The 24,837-nt window shown below is 65.5% G+C and carries 22 protein-coding genes; 12 read left to right on the forward strand and 10 right to left on the reverse strand.

Annotated features, from left to right (window positions below):
- Positions 1–13: 13 nt before the first annotated feature.
- Together DBO33_RS11370 and DBO33_RS11375 are read right to left on the reverse strand one after the other, a co-directional pair.
- Entirely contained in the window at positions 14–946 is a 933-nt protein-coding gene (locus tag DBO33_RS11370) for a carbohydrate ABC transporter permease (protein WP_234390784.1), read from the reverse strand.
- Positions 939–2,327 carry an extracellular solute-binding protein gene (locus DBO33_RS11375; RefSeq protein WP_234390785.1) on the reverse strand — a complete coding sequence of 463 codons (1,389 nt, stop codon included), beginning with the start codon at positions 2,325–2,327 and terminating at the stop codon, positions 939–941. The genes DBO33_RS11370 and DBO33_RS11375 overlap by 8 nt, the downstream gene beginning before the upstream one ends.
- Before the next feature lie 204 nt (positions 2,328–2,531).
- Here DBO33_RS11375 and DBO33_RS11380 point away from each other — a divergent pair, with 204 nt between their 5' ends.
- Together DBO33_RS11380 and DBO33_RS11385 are read left to right on the forward strand one after the other, a co-directional pair.
- Positions 2,532–5,543: an alpha-mannosidase gene (locus DBO33_RS11380; protein WP_107660175.1), complete on the forward strand. Its 3,012-nt coding sequence runs from the start codon at positions 2,532–2,534 to the stop codon at positions 5,541–5,543.
- 96 nt (positions 5,544–5,639) lie between these two features.
- Positions 5,640–6,773: an asparaginase gene (locus DBO33_RS11385; RefSeq protein WP_107654996.1), complete on the forward strand. Its 1,134-nt coding sequence runs from the start codon at positions 5,640–5,642 to the stop codon at positions 6,771–6,773.
- A gap of 120 nt (positions 6,774–6,893) precedes the next feature.
- On the opposite strand, the gene DBO33_RS11390 is transcribed toward DBO33_RS11385, so the two are convergent.
- Positions 6,894–7,568, reverse strand: a complete 675-nt coding sequence (locus DBO33_RS11390) for a TetR/AcrR family transcriptional regulator (RefSeq protein WP_107654997.1) — start codon at positions 7,566–7,568, stop codon at positions 6,894–6,896.
- A gap of 37 nt (positions 7,569–7,605) precedes the next feature.
- Here DBO33_RS11390 and DBO33_RS11395 point away from each other — a divergent pair, with 37 nt between their 5' ends.
- Positions 7,606–8,748 (forward strand): acyl-CoA dehydrogenase family protein, encoded by a 1,143-nt coding sequence (locus DBO33_RS11395; RefSeq protein ID WP_107654998.1) that lies wholly within the window; start codon positions 7,606–7,608, stop codon positions 8,746–8,748.
- 85 nt (positions 8,749–8,833) lie between these two features.
- Here DBO33_RS11395 and DBO33_RS11400 read toward each other — a convergent pair whose 3' ends face one another.
- From DBO33_RS11400 to DBO33_RS11420, 5 genes are all read right to left on the reverse strand, one after another.
- Entirely contained in the window at positions 8,834–10,240 is a 1,407-nt protein-coding gene (locus DBO33_RS11400; RefSeq protein ID WP_107654999.1) for a cytochrome P450, read from the reverse strand.
- On the reverse strand, positions 10,237–11,313 hold the full coding sequence (locus DBO33_RS11405; protein WP_199856584.1) for an alpha-hydroxy acid oxidase: 1,077 nt from the start codon (positions 11,311–11,313) through the stop codon (positions 10,237–10,239). The genes DBO33_RS11400 and DBO33_RS11405 overlap by 4 nt, the downstream gene beginning before the upstream one ends.
- A complete protein-coding gene (locus DBO33_RS11410; protein WP_107660177.1) occupies positions 11,310–12,878 on the reverse strand; it encodes an NAD(P)-binding domain-containing protein in 1,569 nt (522 codons plus the stop codon). Before DBO33_RS11410 ends, DBO33_RS11405 begins: the two co-directional genes overlap by 4 nt.
- 23 nt (positions 12,879–12,901) lie before the next feature.
- A complete protein-coding gene (locus DBO33_RS11415) occupies positions 12,902–14,299 on the reverse strand; it encodes a class I adenylate-forming enzyme family protein (protein WP_107655000.1) in 1,398 nt (465 codons plus the stop codon).
- Positions 14,300–14,441: 142 nt separating this feature from the next.
- Positions 14,442–14,894 carry a winged helix-turn-helix transcriptional regulator gene (locus DBO33_RS11420; protein WP_107655001.1) on the reverse strand — a complete coding sequence of 151 codons (453 nt, stop codon included), beginning with the start codon at positions 14,892–14,894 and terminating at the stop codon, positions 14,442–14,444.
- A gap of 90 nt (positions 14,895–14,984) precedes the next feature.
- On the opposite strand from DBO33_RS11420, the gene DBO33_RS11425 reads away from it, so the two are divergent.
- The 6 genes from DBO33_RS11425 to DBO33_RS11450 all read left to right on the forward strand — a co-directional run bounded on the left by DBO33_RS11425 (position 14,985) and on the right by DBO33_RS11450 (position 19,368).
- On the forward strand, positions 14,985–15,572 hold the full coding sequence (locus tag DBO33_RS11425) for a dihydrofolate reductase family protein (protein ID WP_107655002.1): 588 nt from the start codon (positions 14,985–14,987) through the stop codon (positions 15,570–15,572).
- Positions 15,572–15,952 (forward strand): TIGR03618 family F420-dependent PPOX class oxidoreductase, encoded by a 381-nt coding sequence (locus tag DBO33_RS11430; RefSeq protein WP_107655003.1) that lies wholly within the window; start codon positions 15,572–15,574, stop codon positions 15,950–15,952. Before DBO33_RS11425 ends, DBO33_RS11430 begins: the two co-directional genes overlap by 1 nt.
- Positions 15,953–16,199: 247 nt before the next feature.
- The gene (locus DBO33_RS11435; RefSeq protein ID WP_107655004.1) at positions 16,200–16,562 is read left to right on the forward strand and encodes a cupin domain-containing protein; all 363 of its coding nucleotides are present in this window, start codon (positions 16,200–16,202) and stop codon (positions 16,560–16,562) included.
- Positions 16,563–16,677: 115 nt separating this feature from the next.
- The gene (locus DBO33_RS11440) at positions 16,678–17,406 is read left to right on the forward strand and encodes a DUF899 domain-containing protein (protein ID WP_107655005.1); all 729 of its coding nucleotides are present in this window, start codon (positions 16,678–16,680) and stop codon (positions 17,404–17,406) included.
- A gap of 440 nt (positions 17,407–17,846) precedes the next feature.
- A complete protein-coding gene (locus DBO33_RS11445; RefSeq protein WP_107655006.1) occupies positions 17,847–18,383 on the forward strand; it encodes a hypothetical protein in 537 nt (178 codons plus the stop codon).
- A 61-nt stretch (positions 18,384–18,444) separates the two neighbouring features.
- The gene (locus DBO33_RS11450; protein WP_107655007.1) at positions 18,445–19,368 is read left to right on the forward strand and encodes an alpha/beta fold hydrolase; all 924 of its coding nucleotides are present in this window, start codon (positions 18,445–18,447) and stop codon (positions 19,366–19,368) included.
- 90 nt (positions 19,369–19,458) lie between these two features.
- Here DBO33_RS11450 and DBO33_RS11455 read toward each other — a convergent pair whose 3' ends face one another.
- Positions 19,459–20,763 carry a flavin-containing monooxygenase gene (locus DBO33_RS11455; protein WP_234390786.1) on the reverse strand — a complete coding sequence of 435 codons (1,305 nt, stop codon included), beginning with the start codon at positions 20,761–20,763 and terminating at the stop codon, positions 19,459–19,461.
- A 117-nt stretch (positions 20,764–20,880) separates the two neighbouring features.
- On the opposite strand from DBO33_RS11455, the gene DBO33_RS11460 reads away from it, so the two are divergent.
- The 3 genes from DBO33_RS11460 to DBO33_RS42700 all read left to right on the forward strand — a co-directional run bounded on the left by DBO33_RS11460 (position 20,881) and on the right by DBO33_RS42700 (position 22,291).
- A complete protein-coding gene (locus DBO33_RS11460) occupies positions 20,881–21,312 on the forward strand; it encodes a MerR family transcriptional regulator (RefSeq protein WP_107655008.1) in 432 nt (143 codons plus the stop codon).
- A gap of 84 nt (positions 21,313–21,396) precedes the next feature.
- Positions 21,397–21,528, forward strand: a complete 132-nt coding sequence (locus tag DBO33_RS44425; protein WP_267897881.1) for a hypothetical protein — start codon at positions 21,397–21,399, stop codon at positions 21,526–21,528.
- 187 nt (positions 21,529–21,715) lie between these two features.
- Positions 21,716–22,291 (forward strand): hypothetical protein, encoded by a 576-nt coding sequence (locus DBO33_RS42700; RefSeq protein ID WP_159080217.1) that lies wholly within the window; start codon positions 21,716–21,718, stop codon positions 22,289–22,291.
- A 298-nt stretch (positions 22,292–22,589) separates the two neighbouring features.
- On the opposite strand, the gene DBO33_RS11470 is transcribed toward DBO33_RS42700, so the two are convergent.
- Positions 22,590–24,458, reverse strand: coding sequence for a hypothetical protein (locus DBO33_RS11470; protein ID WP_107655010.1), 1,869 nt, complete (start codon positions 24,456–24,458; stop codon positions 22,590–22,592).
- Positions 24,459–24,837 lie beyond the last annotated feature (379 nt).

Consider the following 24,837-nt stretch of genomic DNA (forward strand, 5'->3'; position numbering starts at 1 on the left):
ATGATCGGCTCACTCATGACGTTCTCCGTCGCAGCAGCCGCAGATAGAACAGTGCGAGCACTAGATTGATCAGCAGCATCAACACCGACGCGGCAGCACCGTAGCCCAACGCCCCGTCGTCGATTCCCTGCCGGTACAGGAAGATCGGCAAGGTCTCGCTGCGATGGTTCGGCTCACCCCGCGTCAGCAGGTACGGCGTGAAATCGTTGAAGGTCCACAGGCTGATGAGCAGGGTGTTGGTCAGGATGTGCCCGCGCATGCTCGGAAAAACCACGTCCCGCAATGTTTGTGGTCCGGACGACCCGGCCAGGCGCGCGGTCTCCAGATGTGACGGCGGCACGGTGGACAGCGCCGCCGAGTACAGCAACATCGAAAAGGCGGTGCCGCGCCAGATGTTGAACACGATGATGACGGCCAGCGGTTGCTGGATCATCCAGGCGTACCCGGCACTGTTCAGCAGCCGGTTGGCGCTGCCCTCATCACGGTCCAGCATGGCGATCCAGAGCACCGCGACCACACTGGCCGGCAGGATCCAGGCCAGCAGCACCAGGCTTTCCACCATCGCGCGCACCCAGCGGGCGGCCTTGCGCATCGACCAGGCCAGCGTGAAGCCGAGCACGTTCTGCCCGACGATGGCAGAGCCGAAGACGAACAGCAGCGTGATCCAGACGCTGTTGCCGAACAGCGGGTCCCGCAGTGCCTTCGTGTAGTTGTCCAGTCCCACAAAGGAAACGTCCACCGACGTGCGTCCGGACACGGTGAGATCGGTGAGCCCGATCCACAGCAGCCACAGCGCCGGAAATACCAGGAAGGCCGCGATCAGCAAGAGCGCCGGCGTGACGAACGCGCTCGCCTTCCAGCGCCCCAATCCGGCCACGTCGGTGTCGGGCCCGCCCTGCCCGACCTTGGTGATAGCGGCGGGGCCCGGGGTCGTGGGGTCAGTCACCGGCTACCTTGTCCTTGCCGCCGACCGCCTCCTCCACGGCTTTGCCATATGCCGCAGCGGCATCCGCGGTGCCGGTGCCCGTGACCACGTCCAGCGTTGCCTGCTGCAAAGCCTTCGACACCTTGGTGTACTCCGGCAGCGCTGGGCGCAACGACGTGATCGGCAGCACCTGCTCGGATACGAAGGTCAGCATCGGATCACCGCCCAGCGCTTCGGCATTCACATCTTGGCGTGCGGTGATCCGTGGCCCGCCACCGGCGAGCAGCTCTTTGAAAGCTTCGGGCGAATTCATGAATTGCAAGAGTTCCCAAGCCAACCCGACGTTCTTGCTCTTCGGATTGATCACACGCCCGCCACCACCGGACATGCTCACGAAGTCTTGCTGGCGCACCCCGGCACCGGGCGTCGCGGCGGGGATCTTCGCCCATCCCACCTGAGTGTCGCGCTCGGCCATCGGGAAGCTGCCCCCGGTCGGGTTCAGCACTCCGCGCCAGAAATAGTCGCCCTCCAACAGGATGCCCACCTGGCCCTTGGCGAACTTTTCGAAGCTCTTCTCCCGGCCCTTGGCGTCCTGCTGCAACTCCGCATCGCCCAGCCGCTCGCTGTAAACAGTGCGGTAGAAGTCCAGCACCCTACGGAATTTCGCGGTGTTCCCGACCCACTTGCCGCCCTCGAACAACGTACTGCCTGTGCCCGCCAGCAGCGGCAGCACGCCCTGGGTGGTCGTCGCCTCGCCGAAGCTGGTGCCCGCGTTGAGTTGCACCGGCGTGACGCCGGGCACCGACTTCAATTTTCGTCCTGCCTCCAGCACCTGGTCCCAGCTCGTCGGCTGCCAGTTGGCCGGTAAACCCGCCTGCTCGAACAGCTTTCGGTTGAAGAACAGCACCCGCCCGTCGGTCTCCTGCGGTATGCCGTATTGCACGCCGTTGTAGGACGTCAACTGCCGCACGGTGTCCGGCAGGTGCCGCCAGCCGTCCCACGCCTGCACCTTGTCCGCCCCGACCAGCTCGTCCAGCGGCCTGATCTGCTCGCCCTCGGCGAACTCGCCGACCCAGATCCCGTCCAGTGACACCACATCGGCGCCGGTACCGGTCTTCAGGTCTTTGGCGATCCGGCTCTTGTAATCCTCGTCGGCCACGCCGGTCGCCTGGAATTTCACCTTGACGGTGACGCCCTTGGCCTTTTGCTGCTCCACGAATTTCGGGATGACCCAGTCTTCGATCCATTTCGCCTCGGCCGCGTTCTTGCCGCCCGCCGAGTTGATGGCGTTCGCGGTGATCGTCAGCGACTGCCCGTCGCCGTCGTCCCCGCAACTCGCCGTCCCCATCAAGACCGCGCTTGCGCTCACCCCCGCCGCGAACACCCGCCAGTTCGATGCCATGGGGTCCTCCTGAAAGGCAAATCCATCGTCACCCCGACGTTGTCACAAGACGCCGCCCACCGACGCGCATTCATGGAATCGGCCCCAATATTCGGGGCGCGGCGGACCGGCCCGAGCCGCCGATTGCGCCGGAGAATGCACCGCGCTGTGGAGAATGGGAGTTGTGTGTTGATCACGTTCCCCGATCCGATCGGAGCCACCGCTATGCACGATGACCGTCGGTTGATCGAGGACCGCCTCGGGCGGGTGCTGATGGAACGGATCATGCCTGCGGTCTATCCGGAGTCGGTGCCGCTGACCGCGTCCATCTGGGTGGCGCCGGATGAGCCGGTGCCGGTCGCCGAGGGCTTGGCCGCGCCACGGACGCCGATCCGGTCCGGTGCGCCGTGGGGCGCGCCGTGGGGGACCAGCTGGCTCACCGTCGAGGGGACGGTGCCTGCCGAATGGGCGGGCAAGACCGTCGAGGCGATCATCGACCTCGGTTTCGACCGGAACATGACCGGTTTCCAGTGCGAAGGGCTGGTCTATCGGCCGGACGGAACGCCGGTCAAAGGCCTGCACCCGCGTAACCAGTGGGTGCGGGTGGCCGCCCCGGCGGTCGGCGGCGAGCAGGTGGTGCTGCACGTCGAGGCGGCGTCGAACCCGATCATTCCCTTCTTCGCGCCGAACGCCCTCGGCGACAAGCTCACCGCTGGCACGGAACCGCAATATCGGCTGGGCCGAATGGATCTCGCGGTCCTCGACGAAGAGGTCTGGAACCTGGTACTCGATCTGGAGGTGCTCGGTGAGCTGATGCACGAGATGCCGGAGGACCCCGCGCGTCGCTTCACCATCGTCCGCGCGATCGAGCGGGCCCTCGACGCCGTCGACTTGCAGAACGTGAACGCCACCGCGGCCGCGGCACGGGCCTGTCTGTCTGATGTGCTTGCCACACCGGCGATCCCGTCCGCGCACCTGATCTCCGCCGTCGGGCACGCGCACATCGACTCGGCGTGGCTGTGGCCGCTGCGCGAGACGGTGCGCAAGGTCGCGCGCACCACCGCGAACATGACCGCGCTGCTGGCCGACGAGCCCGAGTTCGTCTTCACGATGTCGCAAGCTGCGCAATACGACTTCATCAAGCAGCACCGGCCCGAGGTCTACGCGAAGGTGAAAGAGGCAGTGGCGGCCGGGAGATTCGTGCCGACCGGCGGCATGTGGGTGGAGGCCGACACGAATATGCCCGGCTCCGAGGCGATGGCGCGGCAGTTCGTGCACGGCAAGCGGTTCTTCCTGGAGGAGTTCGGCGTCGACAACCAGGAGGTGTGGTTACCCGACACGTTCGGATTCGCCGCAGGGCTACCGCAGATCATCAAGGCGGCCGGTGCCAAATGGCTACTGACGCAGAAGATCTCCTGGAGTCAGATCAACAAGTTCCCGCACCACACTTTCCTGTGGGAGGGGGTCGACGGCACCCGGATCTTCACGCACTTTCCGCCGGTCGACACCTACAACTGCACCATGCACGGCCGCGAGATCGCGCACGCCGCCCGCAATTTCAAGGACAAGGGGCGCGCGTCGAGGTCGCTCGCGCCGACCGGCTGGGGTGACGGCGGCGGCGGGACGACGCGGGAGATGGTCGCGAAGGCCGCGCGGATGAAAAACCTCGAAGGTTCACCGAAGGTGTTCTGGGACAGGCCCGCCGAGTTCTTCGCCAAGGCCGAGGCCGAGTACCAGAACCCGCCCGTCTGGGTGGGGGAGCTGTATCTGGAGTTGCACCGCGGCACGCTGACCAGTCAGTCGAAGACCAAGCAGGGCAACCGGCGTAGCGAGCACCTGCTGCGGGAAGCGGAGTTGTGGGCCGCGACGGCGACGGTGCGCAAGAACCTCGAGTACCCGTACGCGGCGCTGGACCGGCTCTGGAAGACGGTGCTGCTGCACCAGTTCCACGACATCCTGCCCGGCTCGTCGATCGCGTGGGTGCACCGCGAGGCGGAGCAGACCTACGCGGTGGTGGCGCAGGAGTTGACGGCGCTCATCGAGCGGGCCAAGTGGGTGCTCGGCGGTGAACAGGTGGGGCCGAACGCCTTCAACCCCGCGCCGCACGTGTGGCGCTCGATTCCGGCCGGCGCGGCGGGACCGGTGGCGGCGGCTCGCCCGTGCGCGGTGACCGAACGCACGGGTGGCGGGTACCTGCTCGACAACGGGCTCTTGCAGGTCGAGGTGGATGCGCGCGGCCTCGTCGTATCGGTGTTCGACGTCGAGCATCTGCGCGAGACCCTGCCGCCGGGTTCGGTCGCGAATCTGCTGCAGCTGCACCCGGATCTGCCGAACTCCTGGGACGCCTGGGATGTCGACATCTTCTACCGCAATCGCGTCACCGATCTCACCGACGCGGACTTTGTTGTGGCGGAGCCGGATTCGGGCGTGGTGCGGATCGGCCGGTCGTTCGGCTCCTCCACCGTCGAGCAGACCCTGACGCTGCACGAGTGGGCGCTGGAGATCGAGACGCGCGTCGACTGGCACGAGACCGAGAAGTTCCTCAAACTGGCCTTCCCCCTGGACATCCACGCCGACCGCTACGCCTCGGAGACGCAGTTCGGGCACCTGTTCCGGCCCACGCATACCAACACCAGCTGGGAGTACGCGAAGTTCGAGGCCTGCGCCCACCGGTTCGTGCACTTCGCCGAGCCCGGGTGGGGCGTGGCGCTCGTCAACGACGCCACCTACGGTCACGACGTCACCCGCACGGTGCGGGCCGACGGCGGGACGACGACAACGGTGCGGGCTTCGCTGCTGCGCGCGCCGCGATTCCCGGATCCGCAGACCGACCACGGTGTACATCACTTCCGGCACTCGCTGCTTCCCGGTGCCGGGATCGGGGAGGCGGTGAATGCGGGCTACCGCGTGAATCTCACGCCGCCGACGCCTGGTGTCGCCGATGCCGTCGAGCCGCTGTTCGTCATCGACAACGACGCCGTGGTGACCAGCGCGGTCAAAATGGCCGACGACGGCAGCGGCGATGTCGTGCTGCGCGTCTACGAAGCACAGGGCGGCCGAGCCTCGGCCTTGGTGACTCCCGGGTTCGGCGCCACCGGATTCCAGGTGTGCGACCTGCTGGAACGACCACTGCCTGCGGACACCTCCGCGAGCCCGGAGGATGTGGCAGTCCGCTTGCGGCTGCGGCCTTTCCAAGTCGTCACGCTGCGATTCGCCCGCTCGGTCGCCGCCGAATAGCCTGCGGTAACGGCGTATTCGAGAGAGACTCGGTGGCAGCAGGCGCAGCGTCCGGCCGAGCCGGTCCTGCGCCGGGGCAGCGAAAGGATTTCCACCATGGGACGCCGCAGTACGATTTCTCTTCTGGGCCTGGCCCTGTCTGCCGGTCTGGTCGTCGGTTGCGGCGCCGACTCCGGCAACGGCGTTGCGGTGACGTCCGCGGCGCCGCCCCGCGCGTCGACAACCGTCGTTCCATCCGTACCGGGGGCGCCGCCGCGGGTCACGATCCTGGCCACCGGCGGCACCATCGCCGGAAAGGCCAACGCGGAACCGGGTGTCGGGTACACGGCAGGGCAAGCCAGCGTGCAAGACCTGATCGCCGCGGTGCCAGGCCTCGATAAGATCGCGACGCTGCAAGCGGAGTCCATCGCCAATATCGGCAGCCAGGATATGACCGAGGAAATCTGGCTCACCTTGGCGCGCAGGATCAATCAGCTCTTCGCGGACAACGCCACCGACGGTGTGGTGATCACCCACGGCACCGACACGATCGAGGAGACCTCGTTCTTCCTGGACAACGTGGTGGCTACCGACAAGCCGGTGGTGCTGGTCGGGGCCGTGCGCCCGGCCAACGCGCTGAGCGCGGACGGACCGGCGAATCTGCGCGCTGCCGTCACCATCGCCGCGGCCCCTGCGGCACGAGGGAGGGGCGCGATGGTCGTGCTGAACGACACCATCCACAGCGCTCGGGACGTCACCAAGACGCACACCTCGAGCATGCAGACCTTCGCCTCACCCAACACCGGGCCCGCGGGGTACGTGTCCGGCGATTCGATCCGTTTCGTCACCACACCGCAGTCGCACACACGTCCGCGTTTCCCGGTGCCGGACGGTTCGTCGCTGCCCCGGGTCGACATCGTGTATTCGCACGCCGGTATGCGGCCGGACCAGGTCGACGACGCGGTCCGGCACGGGGCGAAAGGCATTGTGCTGGCCGGGGTCGGCGACGGCAACACCGCCAAGGCGGTGCTCGACGCGCTCGCCAAGGCCAACGACGACCGCGTGGTCGTCCGCTCGTCCAGGGTCGGCTCCGGTGAGGTGGTGCGCAACGCCGAGGTCAACGACGACGAGCTCGGCTTCGCCACCTCCGCCGACCTGAACCCGGCGAAGGCGCGCGTGCTGTTGCAGCTGCTGCTGACCGTCGGCATCACCGACCCGGTGCGCGTCCAGCAGGAGTTCAACGCTCGCTAGCTCTTGCGAGCACCGCGCTGCTGACTGCTCGCCTGGTCGAATCCGCTCGACGGCCCGCCCCGCACTGTCGGCAGCCTGTTTACCAAGGGCTGCACCGGCGCTGCGGACAGTTGAAACATGCTAGCGGGGAGTAGATTTCGGCGCGAGCAGCTGTTCGATCAGGGTGTCGGCCAACCACCGGGTGTACTGCTCGCCCGGCCAGCCCAGCTGGACTACCAGCATGTGGTAGAGCGTGGGGTGGTTCAGGGTGTACAGCAGGTCGGTTGCCGAGTCCTCGGTAAGCCCCTCGCGCAGTTGGCCTTTGCGTTGCAGTGCGCGGATCGTCTCGCGCTGGTTGTCGTGGAACTCGCTTTGCATCGTCGTCCAGAGCGTCTCGATCTCCGCGTCCGAGGCGGCGGCGGCCCGGATGGCTTCGACGAGCGGGGCGATCCTTTCTTTGACCTTGCGCGAGTGCATGGCTTGCCGCCGTAGGTGTTCGTGCGCGTCGGGTGCGGCCAGGATGTCCTGAAACCATTCTTGCTCTGCGACCGGTCGCGGATCGGGGCCGCTCTTGACGGCGCGATCCCATGCGGCCAGCAGTAGGGACCGTTTGTTGCCGAAGACGAGTTTGACCGTGGGGACCGCGACCCCGGCCGCCTCGGCGACGTCGGCCAGGGTCGTTCGCACGTAGCCCTGGGCAACGAACAGGCGATGCGCCGCCGTGACGATCTCCGCGCGGGTGGCCGCGGCCTGATCCGCGCGTTTCGTGGAGCGGTAAGAGCGTGATCCCTTGACATCGTCCGGCACGGTCGTCATCCTACAAAGATATTCACTATCCTAGGGGGATATCGAAATGAGTTCGATGACCGCAGCACAGATCGACCATCCGGTATCGGTCGCGGCCGCCGAGGTCGCCGACCTCGCCGGGGCGCTGGCCGACCAGCCCACCGATCGAGACGAACTGCCGGCGGAGGTGGTGCGCGCCGCACGGACGGCCGGCTTGTACCGGCTGTGCTTGCCGTCGGAGTTGGGCGGGCTCTCGGTGCCGCTGCCGGTGACCGTGGCCATCATCGAGCGACTCTCGAAGGCGGATGGGTCGACCGGGTGGTGTACCGCGGTAGCGAATGCGGGTGCGTCGTTGCTGGCCGGAGTCGACGAAGCAGAGGCTCGCGTGATCGCCGCCGAGCCGGAAAACCTATTGTTGGCAGGCGGTTTCCCGCCCGTCGGCCGGGGTCGGCAGCTCGGCGACACCTATGAGCTGTCCGGGCGGTGGACGTTTGCGAGCGGCTGCACGGCGGCTACCTGGTTTCTCGGCGGCGTCCTGGTAGAAATCGACGGCGGCGTGCCGTTCGCGCGGGTCGTCTTCTTCCCCGCGTCGCAGGCCCGCATCATTCGTAACTGGGATGTCATCGGGCTGCGGGCGACCGGAAGTCATGACGTCTCGGCCGACAACATCACGGTGCCGGTGGGTCGGTCGACAACGCTGTTCGGTGCGCCGCGCTGGTCCAACGATCCGGTCGCGGCGATCCCGTTCTTCTCCCTCGGCGCGATCCTCGCCGCAGTGCCGCTCGGGATCGCCGCGCGGGCACTCGAGGAGCTCGGCCAGCTGGCGGCGACCAGAGTGCCCTTCGGACAACAAAATCCGCTCGTACACGACCCGATATTTCAGGACCGCATGGGCGCGATGCTGGCCCGCCTCGGCGCGGTGCGGGCTTATCTGTACGACCGCGCCGACGATCTGTGGCAGAGCGCCGTCGCCGGCGACGTGGGTCCCGAGGTGCGGACCGCGATGTCGATGGCGGTCGGTGAAGTGATCGACGCTGCGCTCGAGATCGTCAACTTCGCGCACCGCTCGGGTGGCGTCGCGTCCGTGCGGAACCCGCACGTACTGACCCGCTGTCTCAACGATGTGCTCGCCGCGAGCCGGCATGCTGTCTTCCGTCCGACGGCTCGCCGCAATGCGGCTCGCACATTTCTGGGGCTTCCGCTCGAATAGTTGTTATGGCAACACGAGCCGTCGGTGCCGCGCGGAGGAAGCCCGATCGCTGGTGCGTCCGTGGTCGACCACCAGCGCTGGCGCCTCAAAGGTACGGATGTGCTTCAGAGCGGTGAGTGTTCGATATCGGGCAGGTAGGCGTCTTTTGCGGCTCGTCGAAATACTGTGCGCAGAGGCGTAGACGGCGTGCGTCCAGGACCATCCAGGTGCCGAGGATGAGTTGGGTGAGGCCGCGCCAGACGTCCTCGAAGCGGTCGCGTAGGCGCAGTCCGGTCAATGCCGGGCGAACTAGGTGCGGCGAGGGCGGATCATCGGTGGACAGGAGGAGGCAGGGGGCGCGGTGGGGGATCGAGCGGGTGTGCGAGACGGAGGAACGTAATCGGTAGCGGTCCAGCACTGTTCGGGTGACTGTGCGCATCGCGATGGGGGAGAGGCGCCAGGCCGGGCACGGACGATTGGCTGCTACACCGAAGGGGATGTGGTGGGTGTCCTTGGCCCGCTGGGTAGTCCACCGGTCGGGGTCGAATCTGTCGGGGTCGGTGTGGCCGGTTCGCTCGAACTCCTGATAGTTGAAGCACAGCACTGTCCCGGCGGGGATCGCGCTGCCGTCGCCGACGTCGATGTCGGCGGTGGTGATCCGGTGGGCGATGCCGAAAAGTGGGAATTGGCGCAGGGTTTCGTCCAGGACGTGATCCAGGTATGGCGTGTCCGGTTCGGCGAGGATGCGGCGCTGTACATCTCGATGCTGGGCGATCGCGAGCAGTAGGTGCGCCATGCCCTCGGACATCTGCACGACGGCGGTGTTGAAGAACGTGCCCTGTAGGTAGTGGGCCTGCTCGCGTCGGCTGAGCAGGGCCGGCAGTTGGTGCGGTACCTCGCCAGCATCGATCCTGTCGAGCAGGTACCGGGTCATGCGGTCGCGTCGGCGCATGTGGCGCAGCCCAGTACATTTCAGCGACGTCACCACGTCGTCGGCATTGCCGACTATCAGATCCCTGGCGGTGGGCGGGCATGGTTCGCGAAAGACCAACTCGTAGAAGAACTCTGCCCAGATCGGCATCATCAGGTCGCGTAGCCGCACCAGAGTCAGTGGTCGGGGCGGTAGTTCGTCGAGTACCCGGCGAGCGCAGCGGTCGGCGAGCCGCTCGATCTCGGCGGTAGGCAGGGAAAGTACGGTTCGGGTGGTTCGTGCCGCCTCGTCGTAGCGCGGGCCGTCCTCGAGGTGCTCCTGGTGTACTTCTGGGCCGGGCGCCAGCCAGTACCAGAACAGATCCGACAGCGCCGCGCCTCGGCTGCGTCCGTTGGCGGCCGGGTGCGAGTAGAGCCGCAGGAAGAGCTCTGGGCCGCCGCGCTCGCCGGGGAGGGTTATCTCGTTGCTGCCGTTGACCTTCGCGAAGATCCATACCCGCAGGGCCACCACCGCATGTGGCAGCCAGCGGGAGACTGCCCAGAGTGCGCCCGCGGTTGCCAGGATCGGCGTCGGCCTGGTCATCGTGCCGCCCCTCGGGTGGTGACCAGACTCGCGTTGAGTTCGGATAATGTGGCCACCCCGCACAGCGTCAGCGTGTGTTCGATCTCCGCGCGGAGGTTGTCCAGCACTCCGGTGACTCCTTTGTCACCGCCGACGGTCAGGCCCCACAGCACCGGCCGTCCCACGCCTACCGCCGTGGCGCCCAGTGCCAACGCCAGCACGACATCCGAGCCGCGGCGTACTCCGCCGTCGAGGTAGATCGGGATCCGACCGGCCACTGCGGCGGTGATGGCGGGCAGCGCGTCCAGGGTTGCGGGCGCGAGGTCCAGCTGACGTCCGCCGTGATTGGACACCAGGATCGCGTCGGCCCCGTGCTCCACCGCCAGTCGCGCGTCCGCTGGGTGCATGATCCCCTTGAGTACCAAGGGAAGTCGCGTCACCTCGCGGAGCTGGCCGAGATGTTCCCAGGTCAAATCGGTCGACATGGCGATCGGCCGGACACCGCTTCCGGTCGCGCCCGGTAGGCCCCGCATGTTTTCCGCGTACAGGCCGGCCGGTAGCTCGTGAAAGTTGTGGTGGTCGTCCCGGGTTCGATGACCCAACGCCGGAGAGTCGACGGTCACCACCAGCGCCGTGCAGCCCGCTCGCTCGGCTCGCCGGATCAGTTCGTCGGTCACCTCCCGCTCGGGCTGCACGTACAGCTGGAACCACACGCGCGCGTATCGGTCGACCTCCCTTGCAGCGGCAGTGACTTCATCGATGGCCACCGTTCCGGCCATGCTGGCGATGAGGACGACCCCGGCCGCGGCCACCCCGCGCGCGGTGGCCCGCTCACCCTCCTGATGGGCCAGGCGGTGGAACGCGGTGGGGGACACGAACACCGGCATGGTGCTCGGATCGCCGAGCAGGTCCGTCGCGATGGACCGGCCGGTGGTGTCCCGTAAAACCCTGGGCAGCAAGGCAAACCGACGGAAAGCCTGCTCGTTGTCGGCCATGGCGAGCTCGTCCCCGGCCCCACCGGCGAAGTAGTCGTAGTGCACGGGGTCGAGCAGTTCCTTGGCCCGTTGCTCCAGCGCGACCAGCGGGCTGGTCACCGCATCGGCTCCGGCGCGCGCAGTGCGGTGTCGAGGAAGTCGACGAGCGGCTTGCGGTGCACTGTTTCGTGCGTCCACTCGTTCTCGAGGTTCTCGGTGATGTGGTGCTCCGCGATCTGCCCGTCGATGCGGTACTGCCGCACCACCGGGTGCAGGTAGCGCCCGTCCAGGGCGTGCTCGGCGTCGGACTGCGCGATGCGGCGGGCATTGATGTCGAACGGGTCGAGGCGGTCGTGGTCCTTGCCGTATTCCAGGGTGATCACCAGGTAGGTGTCCACCTCGCCGAGATAGCCGGCCGCGACGGCGTCGGCCACGAAATCGACCGGTAGTTCCTCCCAGTACCGCGCCGAACCGTCCGCGCTGAGGGTGACTACGTCGCCGATGAAGCCGAACAGTTGCCACAAGGCGGAGGTCCGGTTCACGCGCGCCAGGATTGCCGCACCGACCTCGCCGGCATTGCCCGCCAGCTCGCGGTGCGGCCAACTCTGGTCGTGGTGGCGTTGCTCCAGAATGCGGTGCAATGCCCTTGTCGCGTAACGGAAACCGTGGATGAAGGCGCTGGTGGACTTCTTGAAGTCGCGTTCTTGGGTAATCGTGCCCGCGAAGTACAGGCCGGGCACGTTGATCGATTCCCAGGCCGAGGTCTGGGCCGGGAAACGATCGTTGATCGCCAGGCTGGGCCTGCATTCGGGGGCGAAAATCGAGGCGTCGAAACGGAATCCGGTCGCCACGAGCACCCGGTCGTAGCGGATGTCCTTGGTGACTTCGTCGGCACGGGAGAAGCTCACCGTCACCAGATACGACGAATCCGACTGCCGGGCGATGTCGACGACGTTCCCGTCCAGGATCGCGTTCTGCGATTTGAGCTGGTAGGTGTCCAAAAAGTTGTTGTTGACCGCCCGTAGATGGCCGAGATAGTGCGTCTGCCAGGCGAGCCGGATGGAGTGCGGGCCTGCGACGTGGATGACGGCGGCATGCTCGATGAGGTTGTCGGCGGTCTCGAAGGCCGAGTTGCCTTTTCCGATGATCAGCACCCGTTGATTGGTGAAATCCGCTGGTTCTGTCGACATTTCGCTGTAGAGCTCTGCGGTCTCGATGCCGGGGATTTCTGGGACATAGGGTTTCGAGACGCCGGTGGCCACGATCAACCGTCGCGCGCGCAGCACATTGCCGTGCTGATCGACGGCTTCGAAGCCGTCGGGCCGGCTGATCCGCTCGATCCGAGTGTCGTACTGGACCGACAAGCCTTGTGTCGCAGCGAAATCGCCGAGGTACCGGACCATGTCGTCGGCGGGGGGGAAGAAGCGCTGCGTGTACTCCTTGAACAGGGGACCCGCCAGCAGCGAGTTCCAGTCCATACGCAGGTTCAGTTCGGGATCGTCCGAGCCGGTGTACACCTTGTTGATGGAGATCAACTGGCGATGCCGGGGGAACTTGCTGAAGAACGTGCCGGGGGCCGCGCCGGCCTCCACGATCAGATAGTCGCGGCCGGCCTGCTGCAAATGGTGGCCCATCTGGAGGCCGGCCGGCCCAGCGCCGATTACCAGGTAGTCGAGTTCGGGCACGTTCTCCTCCAAATATTGTGCGGTTACCGGGGATACAGCTCCAGCAAGGCCTTCTTGTCCGGCTTGCCGCTCGCCGCGATCGGGGCCTCCGGCACCACCGTGTAGGTCTGCGGCACGCTCGACGCACCGAGTTCGGTACGCACCAGCGCGGACAATGCGGTCGGATCCGGTGCGTGGTCCGCGCGGGGAACTAGGAAGGCGTGCACCGCTTCTCCGCAGCGGTCATCCGGCGCGCCGACAACGTAGGCCTGATCGACATCCGGGTGGCCGGCCAGCACTCGTTCGATCGGCCCGGCGTACACCGGGAGCGCGTCCACGATGATCACGTCCCGCGCACGGCCGGTCAGGTAGAGGTATCCGTCGTCGAGGTAGCCGAGGTCGCGGGTGCGGAGCCAGCCGTCGACGAGCACATCGGCGGTTTCCGCGGGGGCGCCGAAGTACTCGGACATCATGTAGTCGGTGCGCACGTAGATCTCGCCGTCGCGGACGTCCACCTGCACGCCGGGCAGCGGACGGCCTACCGAGGCGAGCATGCCGCTGTCGATCTCGCGGGGTGTCAGCGTGGTCAGGCCGCCGGTCTCGGTCTGCCCGTAGGCCTGGTGCAGCACCGGGCCCAACAGCTGCACCGCCTCCGCCAGTCGGTGCGGGGCGAGTGGTGAACCGGCGACCACCATGGCGCGCAGGGTGCTGGTGTCGGTTGGCGCGACGCGCAAGGTGTCCAGCATTTGGTAGAGGCGGGGCACGTTCATGATCGTGGCGGTGATGCGCAGTCGCTCGATGACCTCGGGAAAGAGTTGGGGGCCAACGGGTTCCGGGATCACTGCGGTGCCGCCGCCGAGTAGGCACAGTCCGAGGTAGTCCTGCACCACCGCGCTGGCCAGCGTGCCGAACAGGAGGTAGCGGTCGGTGCAGGCGGCCAGTTCCGCGGTGTCCTGGCTCCAGGTTTGCTTGCCCCAGGTCCAGTGGGTGGACATCGCCCGATAGGTCTGCGCGCAACCTTTGGGCAGGCCGGTGGTGCCGCTGGTGTAGCAGATCCGGGCGAAGTCGTCCGGTCGCGCTTCGATTGTCAACGGCTCGGCCGGACTTCGCAGCAGGGTCGCCACCTGTTCGTCGTCCAGGACTGCGTCGACTCCGTTGGTCAGTACGTGCCGCTGCTGTCGTTCGCTCAGGCCCGGACGAACGCCGATTACGCGGCAGCCCAGGGTAAATGCCGCGAGATACGCGGCCAGCGACTCGGCACTGACGTCCAAAACCATGGCCACGCCGCTGCCCGGGCCGAGCCCTGACTTCCGCAGACCTGCGGCGATCGTGCCCATCATCGTGAGCAGCTGACCTCGGGTGACGGCGCGAGATCCGTGTTCGACCACCACTTTTCCCGGTTCGGCATGCAATGCCTGCACGATCGACTCAGGGAAGCTCACGATTCGGATGATAGTGATTTCAGGGGTGGGATACTTTGAGATTCAACAAGTTTGGCCGACTCGCCAGTATGGTCGCGTTCCGGCCTTGGCGCACAGCCGGTCTCGGCCTACGGCGACGTGCTGCCCTACGCGCGTTCGTCACTCACTGAGCGCCGCCCGGACCTGCGAGCGAGGTGACATCGTTCGCGTGCATCGGCTGATTGCAATGCGCGCAACGCAGTTCGGCATTGCTGATTTCACCGCATGCGTGGTGGCGATAGAGCACGGGCGGGCCTGCGGTGCCCGACTGCCACTTGTCGCCCCAGCCCGTCATGACGATGAGCAGATCGATCAGTTCGGTGCCCTTCTCGGTGAGCACATATTCGTACCGTGGCCGCTGGTCATAGGCTTGCCGTTCGAGGACGCCGTGCTCGACCAGGTGGTTCAGCCGCTCGGTCAGCACCTTGCGCGAGATGCCGAGCTCGGACTGGAGTTGCTCGAACCGGGTGAGCCCGACCCAGACATCCCGCAGGATCAACGGCGACCACGGCTCACCGATGACATCCAGGGTGCGCGCGATCGAGCACGCCATCTCGCCGAAGTTCGTCCGTTGCATGAAAACAGTCTAGCAATTGGGGTTCCCTTAGGGAACTATGCCTGCTACGGTTCTGGAGTCTCTTGAAGGAACTTAGAAAGGATCACGGCGATGAGCAAGGTCATCACCGCCCACTCGGTCTCGGTCGACGGCTACGTCACCGGTCGCGACCCCAGGGCCGGCCACGGACTCGGCGACGGCGGAATGCTGTTTGACTGGTACTTCGACGGCGACACCCCCAGCCAGGTGTTCGACGGATTCAAGCTGGCCGAACAGAGCGTCCGAATCTTCGACGCCTTGGCCGGGCGGGTAGGCGCGGTCGTCGCCGGACGCAATACCTACGAGGACTCCGAACATTTCAACGGCGGAAGCCCCCATCCCACAGCGCCATTGGTCATCCTCAGTCACAGCCCCGTCCCGGTTTCCGAACGGCAGACCCTCGTGACCACGGGCGTCGAGGATGCCATCGCCGCCGCCCGCGAGCTCGCCGGCGGCAAAGACGTCAGCCTCATGGGCGGCGGCGTCCTGACCGCCGCTCTGCAAGCCGGCCTGGTCGACGAAGTGGTCCTCCACCAGATCCCGATCCTGCTCGGCCACGGCCGCCCCTTCTTCCAATCCCTCCCCGAACACGTCCAACTGCGCCTCATCGAAGCCATCCCGGCCCCCGGCGTCACCCATCTGCACTACGAGGTCCAGTGATGACCCTGCACCCCGAAGTGCGCCGCATCCTCGACGGCGCCCCCAACGCCCACCTGGCCACCCTGCTCCCCGACGGTTCCCCGCACGCCGTCCCCGTCTACGTCGGCACCGAAGGCGACCACATCGCCCTCTTCACCGGGCCGGCCACCCGCAAAGCCCGCAACCTGCACCGCGACCCCCGCCTGGCTCTCTCGATGACCCCCGCCGACAACTTATTTCAGTCGGTTGCCATCCGGGGACGGGTCGTCCAGTGGATCGAAGGCGACGCCGCCTGGGAGATCATCGACCGCCTCGCAATCAAATACACCGGAACTCCGTATGGACGCGACGAGGAGCGGGTCGTCGCTCTGATCGAGCCCAGCAAGCAGATCTTCAGCTGAGAACCACCTCCTGAATCTCTCGACAGTTCAGGGGGTGTTCTCACGTCGGTCCTCATCACCGGTATTGCGCTCGAGCCCATACCGAGTAGTCTGTGATGCGCGTCACATTCAGAACGTGTACGCAGGTTACGACAGCACCGCGGGTGGGGTGGGTGTCGCGCCAAGAGTCGGCGGCGGAGACCGTCGTCGGGTCGACCCTCGAAGAGCGGTGACTAGTAATAGCCCCGTAGTGGCTAGGAGAACAATCATGTCTGGTTTGGTACGCAAGAGTTTTGATTCGCCCGAGGAGACTCGCCCCTTCGAGGACGGCAAGGGCAAGCTCGATCTGATCAACCTCGAAGCCGGCGCGGTGGGCCGGGCGATTTTCGAACCCGGCTGGCGCTGGTCGGAACATGTCAAGCCGATCGCGCAGACCGACAGCTGCCAAGCGCCACACATGGGCTACTGCGTGTCAGGACACATGGTGGTGGTCATGGACGACGGCGAGAAGCAGGAATACGGCCCGGGCGATTTCATGATGGCCGCACCCGGACACGACGCCTGGACGGTCGGCGACGAACCGTGCGTCATGATCGATTGGCAGGGTTTCGACGACTACGCCAAACGGTGAGATCCGGCTTCGGCCAGCCGAAAAGGCTACCAGCACGGACCCCGAGCGCGATGATTTCTGCAGCTGTGTCTCGTCTACACATCAGAGCCGATTCATCCGAACCTCGGGAGAAACCGTGACTGAGCAGACCATCAAAGCCCTCCCTCCAGTCGTCGACCAGCAGACTTGGGGAGCCGCGCTCGACGAACTGCGTATCCGGGAGAAGGCCGCCACCCGTGAACTCGACGCCATCGCCGCGCAACGCCGCAGGCTGCCGATGGTCGAGCTGCCGGATTACACGTTGATCGGTCCGGGCGGCCCCGTCCGGCTGGTCGACCTATTCGACGGGCGTTCCCAACTCATCGTCTACCACCACATGTGGTCCGACGGCGCGGAGTGGCAGTGCGGCGGCTGTACCGGGCTCACATCGCAGTGGGCACGGCTCGGCTTCCTCGAGCCCTACGATGCCCGCTTCGTCATCGTCACCAACGGACCGATCGAAGAAGCGCTGGCGTACAAGGCAAAAGTCGGCAACAAAATGGACTGGTACTCCTCGTCGGAAAGCTCGTTCGGTGCGGACGTCGACGCGCCGCCCGGCGGAGAGTTCGGAGTGAACGTCTTCCTCCGCGACGGCGACAAGGTCTACCGCACTTGGCACACCACTGGCCGCGGCACCGAACAGCTCAGCTACACCTTCGCGTTGATCGACACCCTGCCGTGGGGCCGCCAGGAGGAATGGCAGGATTCACCCGACGGTTGGCCGAAGTCGCCGACCTACTCCAAATGGCTCGATTCTCCTGATATCGCCCGGCTTTACGGCCCGAACGGCGACGCTGTAGCGGGACCAGGTGGGCAGAACAGCTGAATTCGGCTCGGCCACAAGGTGATTCACGCGGATGAAATGGGGGTGGTCGGCGGCTGGGGGCTGGGTCAGGGTTGTGGCAAGATCGCGCTTCGATCGGGGAGGGCGTAGCAGGCCCGGCGCGAGCGAGTGGCTCTCCCCGATGGCATCGGTAACATCTGCCCGTTGTTGCAGGTTGGCGTGCCCGCACCTGGCACGCTGCAGCGCGCACAGCCGAGGTGTCGGAACCGCACCTGCTGGCCAAGGCTCTCGGCGACGCGCTGGTCGGCAGCGGTCCGCGGCTGGTCGTGGTCCGGCTGGCCGACCGGCCACCGTTCCCGCCGGACGTGATCGGCTGATCTCGTACCGGAAGTCGTCATAAAGGATGACGACGGCTCGGGCAGGCGGCGAGACCATGATCACTCTGCTTTCGTGAGCACACTCCGACAGGTGCGGTGACAGCGATGATGGTGACCATAATTCTGACCTGCGAGGTCGCGTTCTGGGTGCTCGCGGCGACCGGGCTGCTGTTGCGCTATGTGGTGCGCTGGCGACAGGCGAGTTCGATTGTGCTGGCGATGGTTCCGTTGATCGACGTGGCATTGGTCGCCGCGGTGGCGATCGATGTGTACCAGGGTGCACAGGTCACCGGTGTGCACCGGCTCGCGGGGATCTATCTCGGCTGGACCGTGGTCTTCGGCAAATCGACCATCGCCTGGCTCGACGGTTGGTTCGCCTACCGGTTCGCGGGTGCGCCGCGGCCGGCGAAACGTGCCAAGCGCGGGCCGGAAGCTGTGCAGCACGAGACGAAATCGTTCGTCAAATGGTTGGTCGCGGCCGCGATCGCGCTGGCCGTGTGCTTCGGCCTGTCGGTGACGGTGGCCGACGCGGAGCAGGCCGCCGCGCTTCGTGAGGTGATTCAACCGTTGGGGCTCATCACCGTCATCTGGTTCCTGACCGGCCCGGCGTGGGTGAAGGGGTCGACGGAGGCGCGGCGGTGACCCGGGGCGCGACCGCTGGCGATCACCCGCGGCATCGGGCAGCGCTGGAAGGTCACTGTGCATGGATCCCGAGCGCGATGATTTCGGTAGCCGTCTGTCGTCTACAGATAAGAGCCGATTCATCCGAGCCTTGGGAGAGAACGTGATTGAGCCTTCGAACTATGGTCACCTGCCGATCAACGGTCTGAGCCTCTACTACGAAGTGTATGGCGAGCTCGGCTCGTCGGAAACGCCTCCGTTGCTGCTTATCCCGGGCGCGTTCATGGCCACCGACTCGATGAAGTCGTGGGTCGCCGCCTTCGCGGATCAACGTGCTGTGATCGTCTTCGACCAGCAAGGTCACGGCCGCACCCCGGACACTTCCCGCGAGATGTCTTACGAGCAATTCGCCGACGACGCCGCGGAGTTGTTGCGCGCGTTGAACGTTGAGCGCGCGGACGTGATGGGTTACTCGCAGGGCGGCGGAGTCGCGCTGCAACTCGCGCTCCGTCACCCGACGCTCGTCGACAAGCTGGTCTCGATGTCCGCCACCTACCGCAAGGACGGCTGGTACCCGGCGGTGCTGGCGGGCATCGAGAGTATCAGCGCCACAGCGTTTGCCGGTACGCCCGTCGAGCAGGCCTTCATGGCGCACACGCCGGACGCCGCGGCGTTCGGCACTTACCTCGAAAAAATGAAGGTCTTGAATATCAATGACCAGAACATCAGCGACGCGCAGATGCGTTCGATTCCCGCGAAGACGATGGTCATCGTCGGTGATGCGGATGCGGTGAAGCCGGAGCATGCGCTGGCGATGTTCAAACTGCGCGGCGGCGGTGACGAGGAAGCGGCAGCGTCGGGCATGCTGCAGAAGGTTCCGGCCGCACGCTTGGTGATGCTGCCGGCGACGTCACATATCGGAATCTCAGGGGAGACAACGGTACTCGCGCCGATGGTGAGTGCGTTTCTCGACGATGTGCCGCCGGCGACGCCGGATCTTTTCTGAGCGTCGCCGGCGACTACACGAGCGCACCGGGAACGGCATCTGAGCTCAGGATTCGTTGTGCCGGAACCCGGTAGGCCGGTTGAAACGGCCTTACGGCACAAGCACGGACTGCGAGGTACCGGATCGCGGGACGGAGTCGATATGGATCTGGCGTGCGATGAAGCGCCCGCACTCGACGGTGGCGGGAATTCCGGTCAGGTGCAGTGAGTTTCCGTCCGGCAGTCCGGCGTAATAGAGCCCCGGCAGCGCACCGAGCATGCCTTTCTCCTGGATGGGCACTCCGTGATCATCGAGCGCCTGCTTGGGCAGGAATCGATAGTCGGGCCCGAATCCGGTGCACCAGAGGATCGTGGTGATTTCGTGGTGCGTCAGATCGAGTTTGTTTCCGAAGTTGGTGATGTGTTGCATGTTCACCGCGGGCGGCGAGTGCTGTTCCGGCGCAACGAATCCGCGCCGGTGGATCCCGGTATCAATCTTGTGCAATATCGCGCGCAGCGAGCGTCCGGAGTCCTGCGCGATGGCGACGACATTGTCGTCCACCGAGAGGACGTTGTGTTGCGCCGCGCGCACGGAACCGACCAGTGTTACGCCTTTTTCGGCGAGTGTGCCCAGGTTGAGATCCGCACCGCGGTTCGTCACCGCCGTCACCGGCAGACCCGGCAACTTCGTAGGGTCGCCAGTGCCGACGTCCGCCGCCACGAAATCGTCGTACAGCGAGAATATGTACATCCATTCGTGGATGCTCCGGCCACGATAGTGCCGCGGAAAGACCCGGTGGCGACCGACCGACAGGAATACGCTCCGTCCGACATCGGCGAGTTCGTCCGCGATCTGCTGTCCGCTGATGCCGGCCCCGACCACGAGCACGGCACCATCGGGCAGCGAAGCGGGATTGCGATAGTCGCGCGAATGCACTTGGCGGATAGCCGGATCGACCTCGGGCGCGAAGTCCGGTAGCCGGGGTTTGGCGTAGCCGCCCACCGCCGCAACGAGGTTACGAGATTCGAAGACCGCACCGGTCGACAGGTGCGTCAGGAACCGGACGTCGTCGCGATCCGACACCTCCGACGGGCACTCGACGGCCCGAACTTCGGTGTGCTGCAACACCCGGAGCTTTCGCTCCACCGCGTAGCGGCGCAAATGCCGGGCCAGCTCACGGCCCGACATGGTTCCGTCGGGATCGGCGCCGTCGTACGCCCAGCCGGGAAGCTGGATGGTTCGGTTACCGCTGCCTACCAGCAGGCTGTCCCACCGCTCATGCGCCCAGGCATGACCGACCTCGGCCTTCTCCACGACCACCGCGGCGTGCCCAATCTCCTGCAGCGAGGCGGCCACTCCGCACCCCTGCTGTCCCGCGCCGATGATGACGGTTTCGCAATACTCGATGTGCACCATAATGACCTCTCCCTCGCAGGCGGCAGCCGCCGCTCCGTACTTTCGTTAGGCTTGCCTACCAAAGCATCTGAAGTCGGCTAGAGATCAAGACCTACGACGACAAGAACGGCGGTCGAGATGGACGACACCCAACCGGCAGACCGCCGACCAGACCAGGACTTGGTCGGAATCGGCACCGCCGCAAGACGATTCGGCCTCGCGGAATCAGCCCTGCGCTATTGGGAGCAGCGCGGACTCCTCCGCCCGGCGCAGCGCCGATCCCGCTGGCGCCTCTACGGTCGCAACGAATTACATCGAATCGGCCTCATCCAGCTGTGGCGAGAAACCGGACTGATGAACCTAGACGAGATCCGCGCGGTCCTCTCCGCCCGCAATCACGAATGGCGGCAGGCGGTGCTCGGCCGGCTCGACGAGATCGAACAACAGCAGGCCCGCCTGACCGCCGCGAAGTCACTGCTCGAGCATCTTCTGACTTGCCCGGATGGCAACCCCGCCGAAGAGTGCCCTTACCTGCGGGCCATGACCGATGAACGAGCGGTTGTGCGATAGCGGGCAAGGCGAACGCACGGGTCGAATTCGAGGCCGCCGAGGATGGTGCCCACAGTGTGCAGGCCGTACTGGGGCACCACCCTTATGCCATCGCGATCGTTGATCGCGCGGTCCTGGCAGCGCGTTGCGCTCAGCGATCTCGATCCTGCGGTGTCGGTCGAGGACTACGACAAGCTGTTGCCCGAGATCATGGAGTCCAGCCGGCTTCGAGGCTGAATAGCGATAGGCAACCGCGCAGCCAGGATTGGGGTCCACCCAGCAATCGCCGGCCGATCCATCCGCAGGCATCGCGGCAACGAATACCGCAACGAGTTGGACTTCCAACCGCCTCCACGACGACAGGACTTGGATGCGTATATCGGGCATGTCATTGATGGCCGCTCCTTCCAGGAAAGGAACGAAGATGCGAAAGGCTGCTCGATCACGCTGGGCTTTGCTGGTGGGCGCCTGCACCACGGTGGGCACGATTTTAATCGTCGGCTGTCCAGCCGCGACCGCAGAAACCGATGACGAGCGAGAAGAGCGCATCGCCCTCGCGATACATGAGCATTTTTGCGAAGACGGAGGGCGTGCTCTGCGTACTCACCGTTGGTACAGTGAATATCAACGGATCGAAGAACGTTCTCCGTATAAGCTGAAAGGGGGAAACACGAGCATTCCGCAGGTGGCTCGCCATTATCTCTTCGATGAGTATCGACTCACTCCGGAGACTCGCGTCGAGATATGCAGCAACATCGAAGATTACGCACGAGTAGTGAAAGATGTGGCTGTAGAATTGAAGGGAGATATAAAGTCGTGTTGCGCTACCGAAGAGGGGTTGAGGCGTTTTTTCAAGGACAAAACTGACCAGTTCCTCAAACTGATAGAGGAAGAGGGGGAAGCGCAAGAAGACGATGACGTCGTTTATTGGTGTCCGCGATATCATGAGCCCAGAGGTGATACGCGCTGCCGATGGGACAGTGATGGCCACGCCGTGTAATTAGTAGCGACAGGCTGGCATCCTCGCAGGAGGAAAATCTCGAATCGGGCCCGACTCCGCAGTGCGGGTCGGGCTTTATTCTTCTCCGAAGATCGACAAGGCATCGCATCAGGCCGTCACCGATCTGACCACTTGGGAGCGGTCTCGGACTGTGCGGCGGCGCTTGAACACCAACACCAGCTATTGATGATTGGCGCCCAATTCCGGATCGTAGGGTAACCGCAGAGGACGTCGATGCGTTGCGGTCAGCGGCGGCCGTCGATTTCGTCGGCGGCGTTGAGTTGTTTGCTGAGGGATGTCATCCAGTTTCTCGGTTCGGTGGTGAGGTGCGGTGGGCGCTGGGGAGTTTCGAGAGGGGGAGGGCGCTGGGGGTTGGGGCTCGCCGCGAGGATGTGCCGGGGGTGCGTGGATCGTTGAGCAGTTCGATCATGCGCTCGGTGAAGCGGGGCGCGTCCTGGCCGGACTTGGCTAGGACCGGCAGGATTTCGGCGGAGTATTCGGCGGCGATGCGGCGCATGATCGTGTCGGCGTCGAGGGGGTTGTCCTTGACCAGCTTCTCGAAGATCCGCAGGCGCTGCGGTTCTTTGTCGGAGTCGAGGGCGAGACGGGCGAGAGTGTCGGTGGTGACGTGATTGGTGGTGAGATCGGCGAGGAGCACCGGGAACCGGAGATCGTCCACGTTTTGCATCGCGTCGAACAGCAGCGCTGCGCTGGCGGGGTGGCGGGTGAGCATCGCTGCAGTCAGTCGTGGTGCGGTGGCCAGACCCAGGACCGCTCGGGCGAGCGCGGTGACGGGAGGATATGAGTGAAGATATCCATCGAACTGTTGCACGCGGGAGTTCCAGTCCGTGAGGGAGCGGGCCAGCAGCTGCACGGTTCGCTCGAACTGGTAGGTGACCATCCCGCCGAGGACCGGTTCGAAATTGGGAATGGACTCCACGAGATGCCCGGCGGCCAGATCCGGGAAGGTGATGATCGGCTCGTCGGTGATCACGGCGATCAGGCGGTGGAAGTTTTCGCGGAGTGTCTTCATGAACGTGGCGAAGTCGCGCAATTCCGGGCTGTCGAGGTCCCGGTTGTTGGGCAGGCGTTCGTTGTTGCCGAGTAGGCGCACGATGGTGCCACGCATCTCCGGGCTCAGCGCTTCGTCGAGGCTGCACAGCAGATCGAACCGCTCGGCAGCCCGGACATGACGTAGCAGCTGCACGAGGTAGAGCAGCATTTCCGCGCAGTTGTCCTCGGCCATGACCGTCAGCAGCGTGTCGGCCAGGGACGGGCCGGCAACGTTGCCCTCGATGATCCCGGCCAGGACGCTGTCGTTGTGCGTGCCGCGTGCCAGTTCCTCGGCGCGGGCGACGGTTTCGCGCCGTGCTTGGTCGATGTGGCCGTTCCGGATCAGTGCGGCCATGCGCAGCCCGAATACCCGCGCCGGATCGCTCTCGAGGATGGTGGGTTGGCGTCCGAGTTCCTCGCCTAGCGGGACCGCGGCAATCCGGGTGCCGATCCGCTCGTCTTGCTTTCTGATTTCGTCGAGTAGACCGGTGCTGCGCGGTGCTCCGTCGCGCCGACGGATTTCTTCGAGCAAGGCTGCGACCATGCCCGGGTCGAGGGCGCCGAGCTTGACCAATGTCTCGACCAGCTGCGCCTTGTCCTGGCCGAAGACGGCACCGAGCTGCGCGGCCGCACGCCGTTCCTCATTGGCGACCAGCAGATTGGCCAGCCACGCTGTTTTCTCTACGAGCGTGTCCGCCGGAGCGGGAGTATGAGGTGCGGCGAGGTCCGGGACAATTGCCGGAGTATCGGGGACTACCCGGTTGGCCGGCGGAGTGGACCCGGCTGCTGCGGCCTGGGCGGCGGCCAGCATCGGTCTGTAGGTCCGGCCGAGTTCCTCGAGCGGGCGCCGGAGTTCGTGGGCCGCGGCGGTGAGGACCGCCTCGAACAGCTCGGGAGTCGGGCCCGCGCGGCGTTCACCCATTTGGCGTGAGCACTGTTTGTCGGTGAGGTCGAGCCCGCCCATCATGACGGCTTGCTTGCGGGTCAGTCCCGCGGCGCTGATCAGCTTGTTCAGCTCGGCATTCAGGATCCGCGTCGGCTCGGGCAGGCTCTTCGAGAATTGATCGGGGTCGATGCGAAGAGGATGTCCGGCGCTTTGGTGGTCCCTCGACACGGCTCCTCCAGGCATTGAATTTTCTTCATCAGGATTGCTGCGCGGCTCATAGTAGAGCTCCGCTCGGACAATCTCCGGGAGGCGGCGAAGAAATTCTCCGCACCGCCAGGTCAGAACCTGAGCTGGGACTGGCCGGGGATAGACGGAGAAATACTCTCGGTCCTTGGATTAGCGGTGCGGTCGCCGAGATGGCGGGCGTCCAGGCGGGCCCGCATCGCAACTTCGAAGGCGACGGTGCGGGTCCACCACGGTTCCGGCCGACTCAGAAAGGGCCCGACCTCCCTATGGTCTCGCACCACCCTCGAGAAGCGAAAGATCCAGATTTCCGCAACTGGCATGTCTCCGCGGGGAACTCCCGGCGCGTCACCGCCGTACTTGC

It is taken from the genome of Nocardia suismassiliense, from assembly GCF_900269665.1.
Taxonomy (GTDB): Bacteria; Actinomycetota; Actinomycetes; order Mycobacteriales; family Mycobacteriaceae; genus Nocardia; species Nocardia suismassiliense.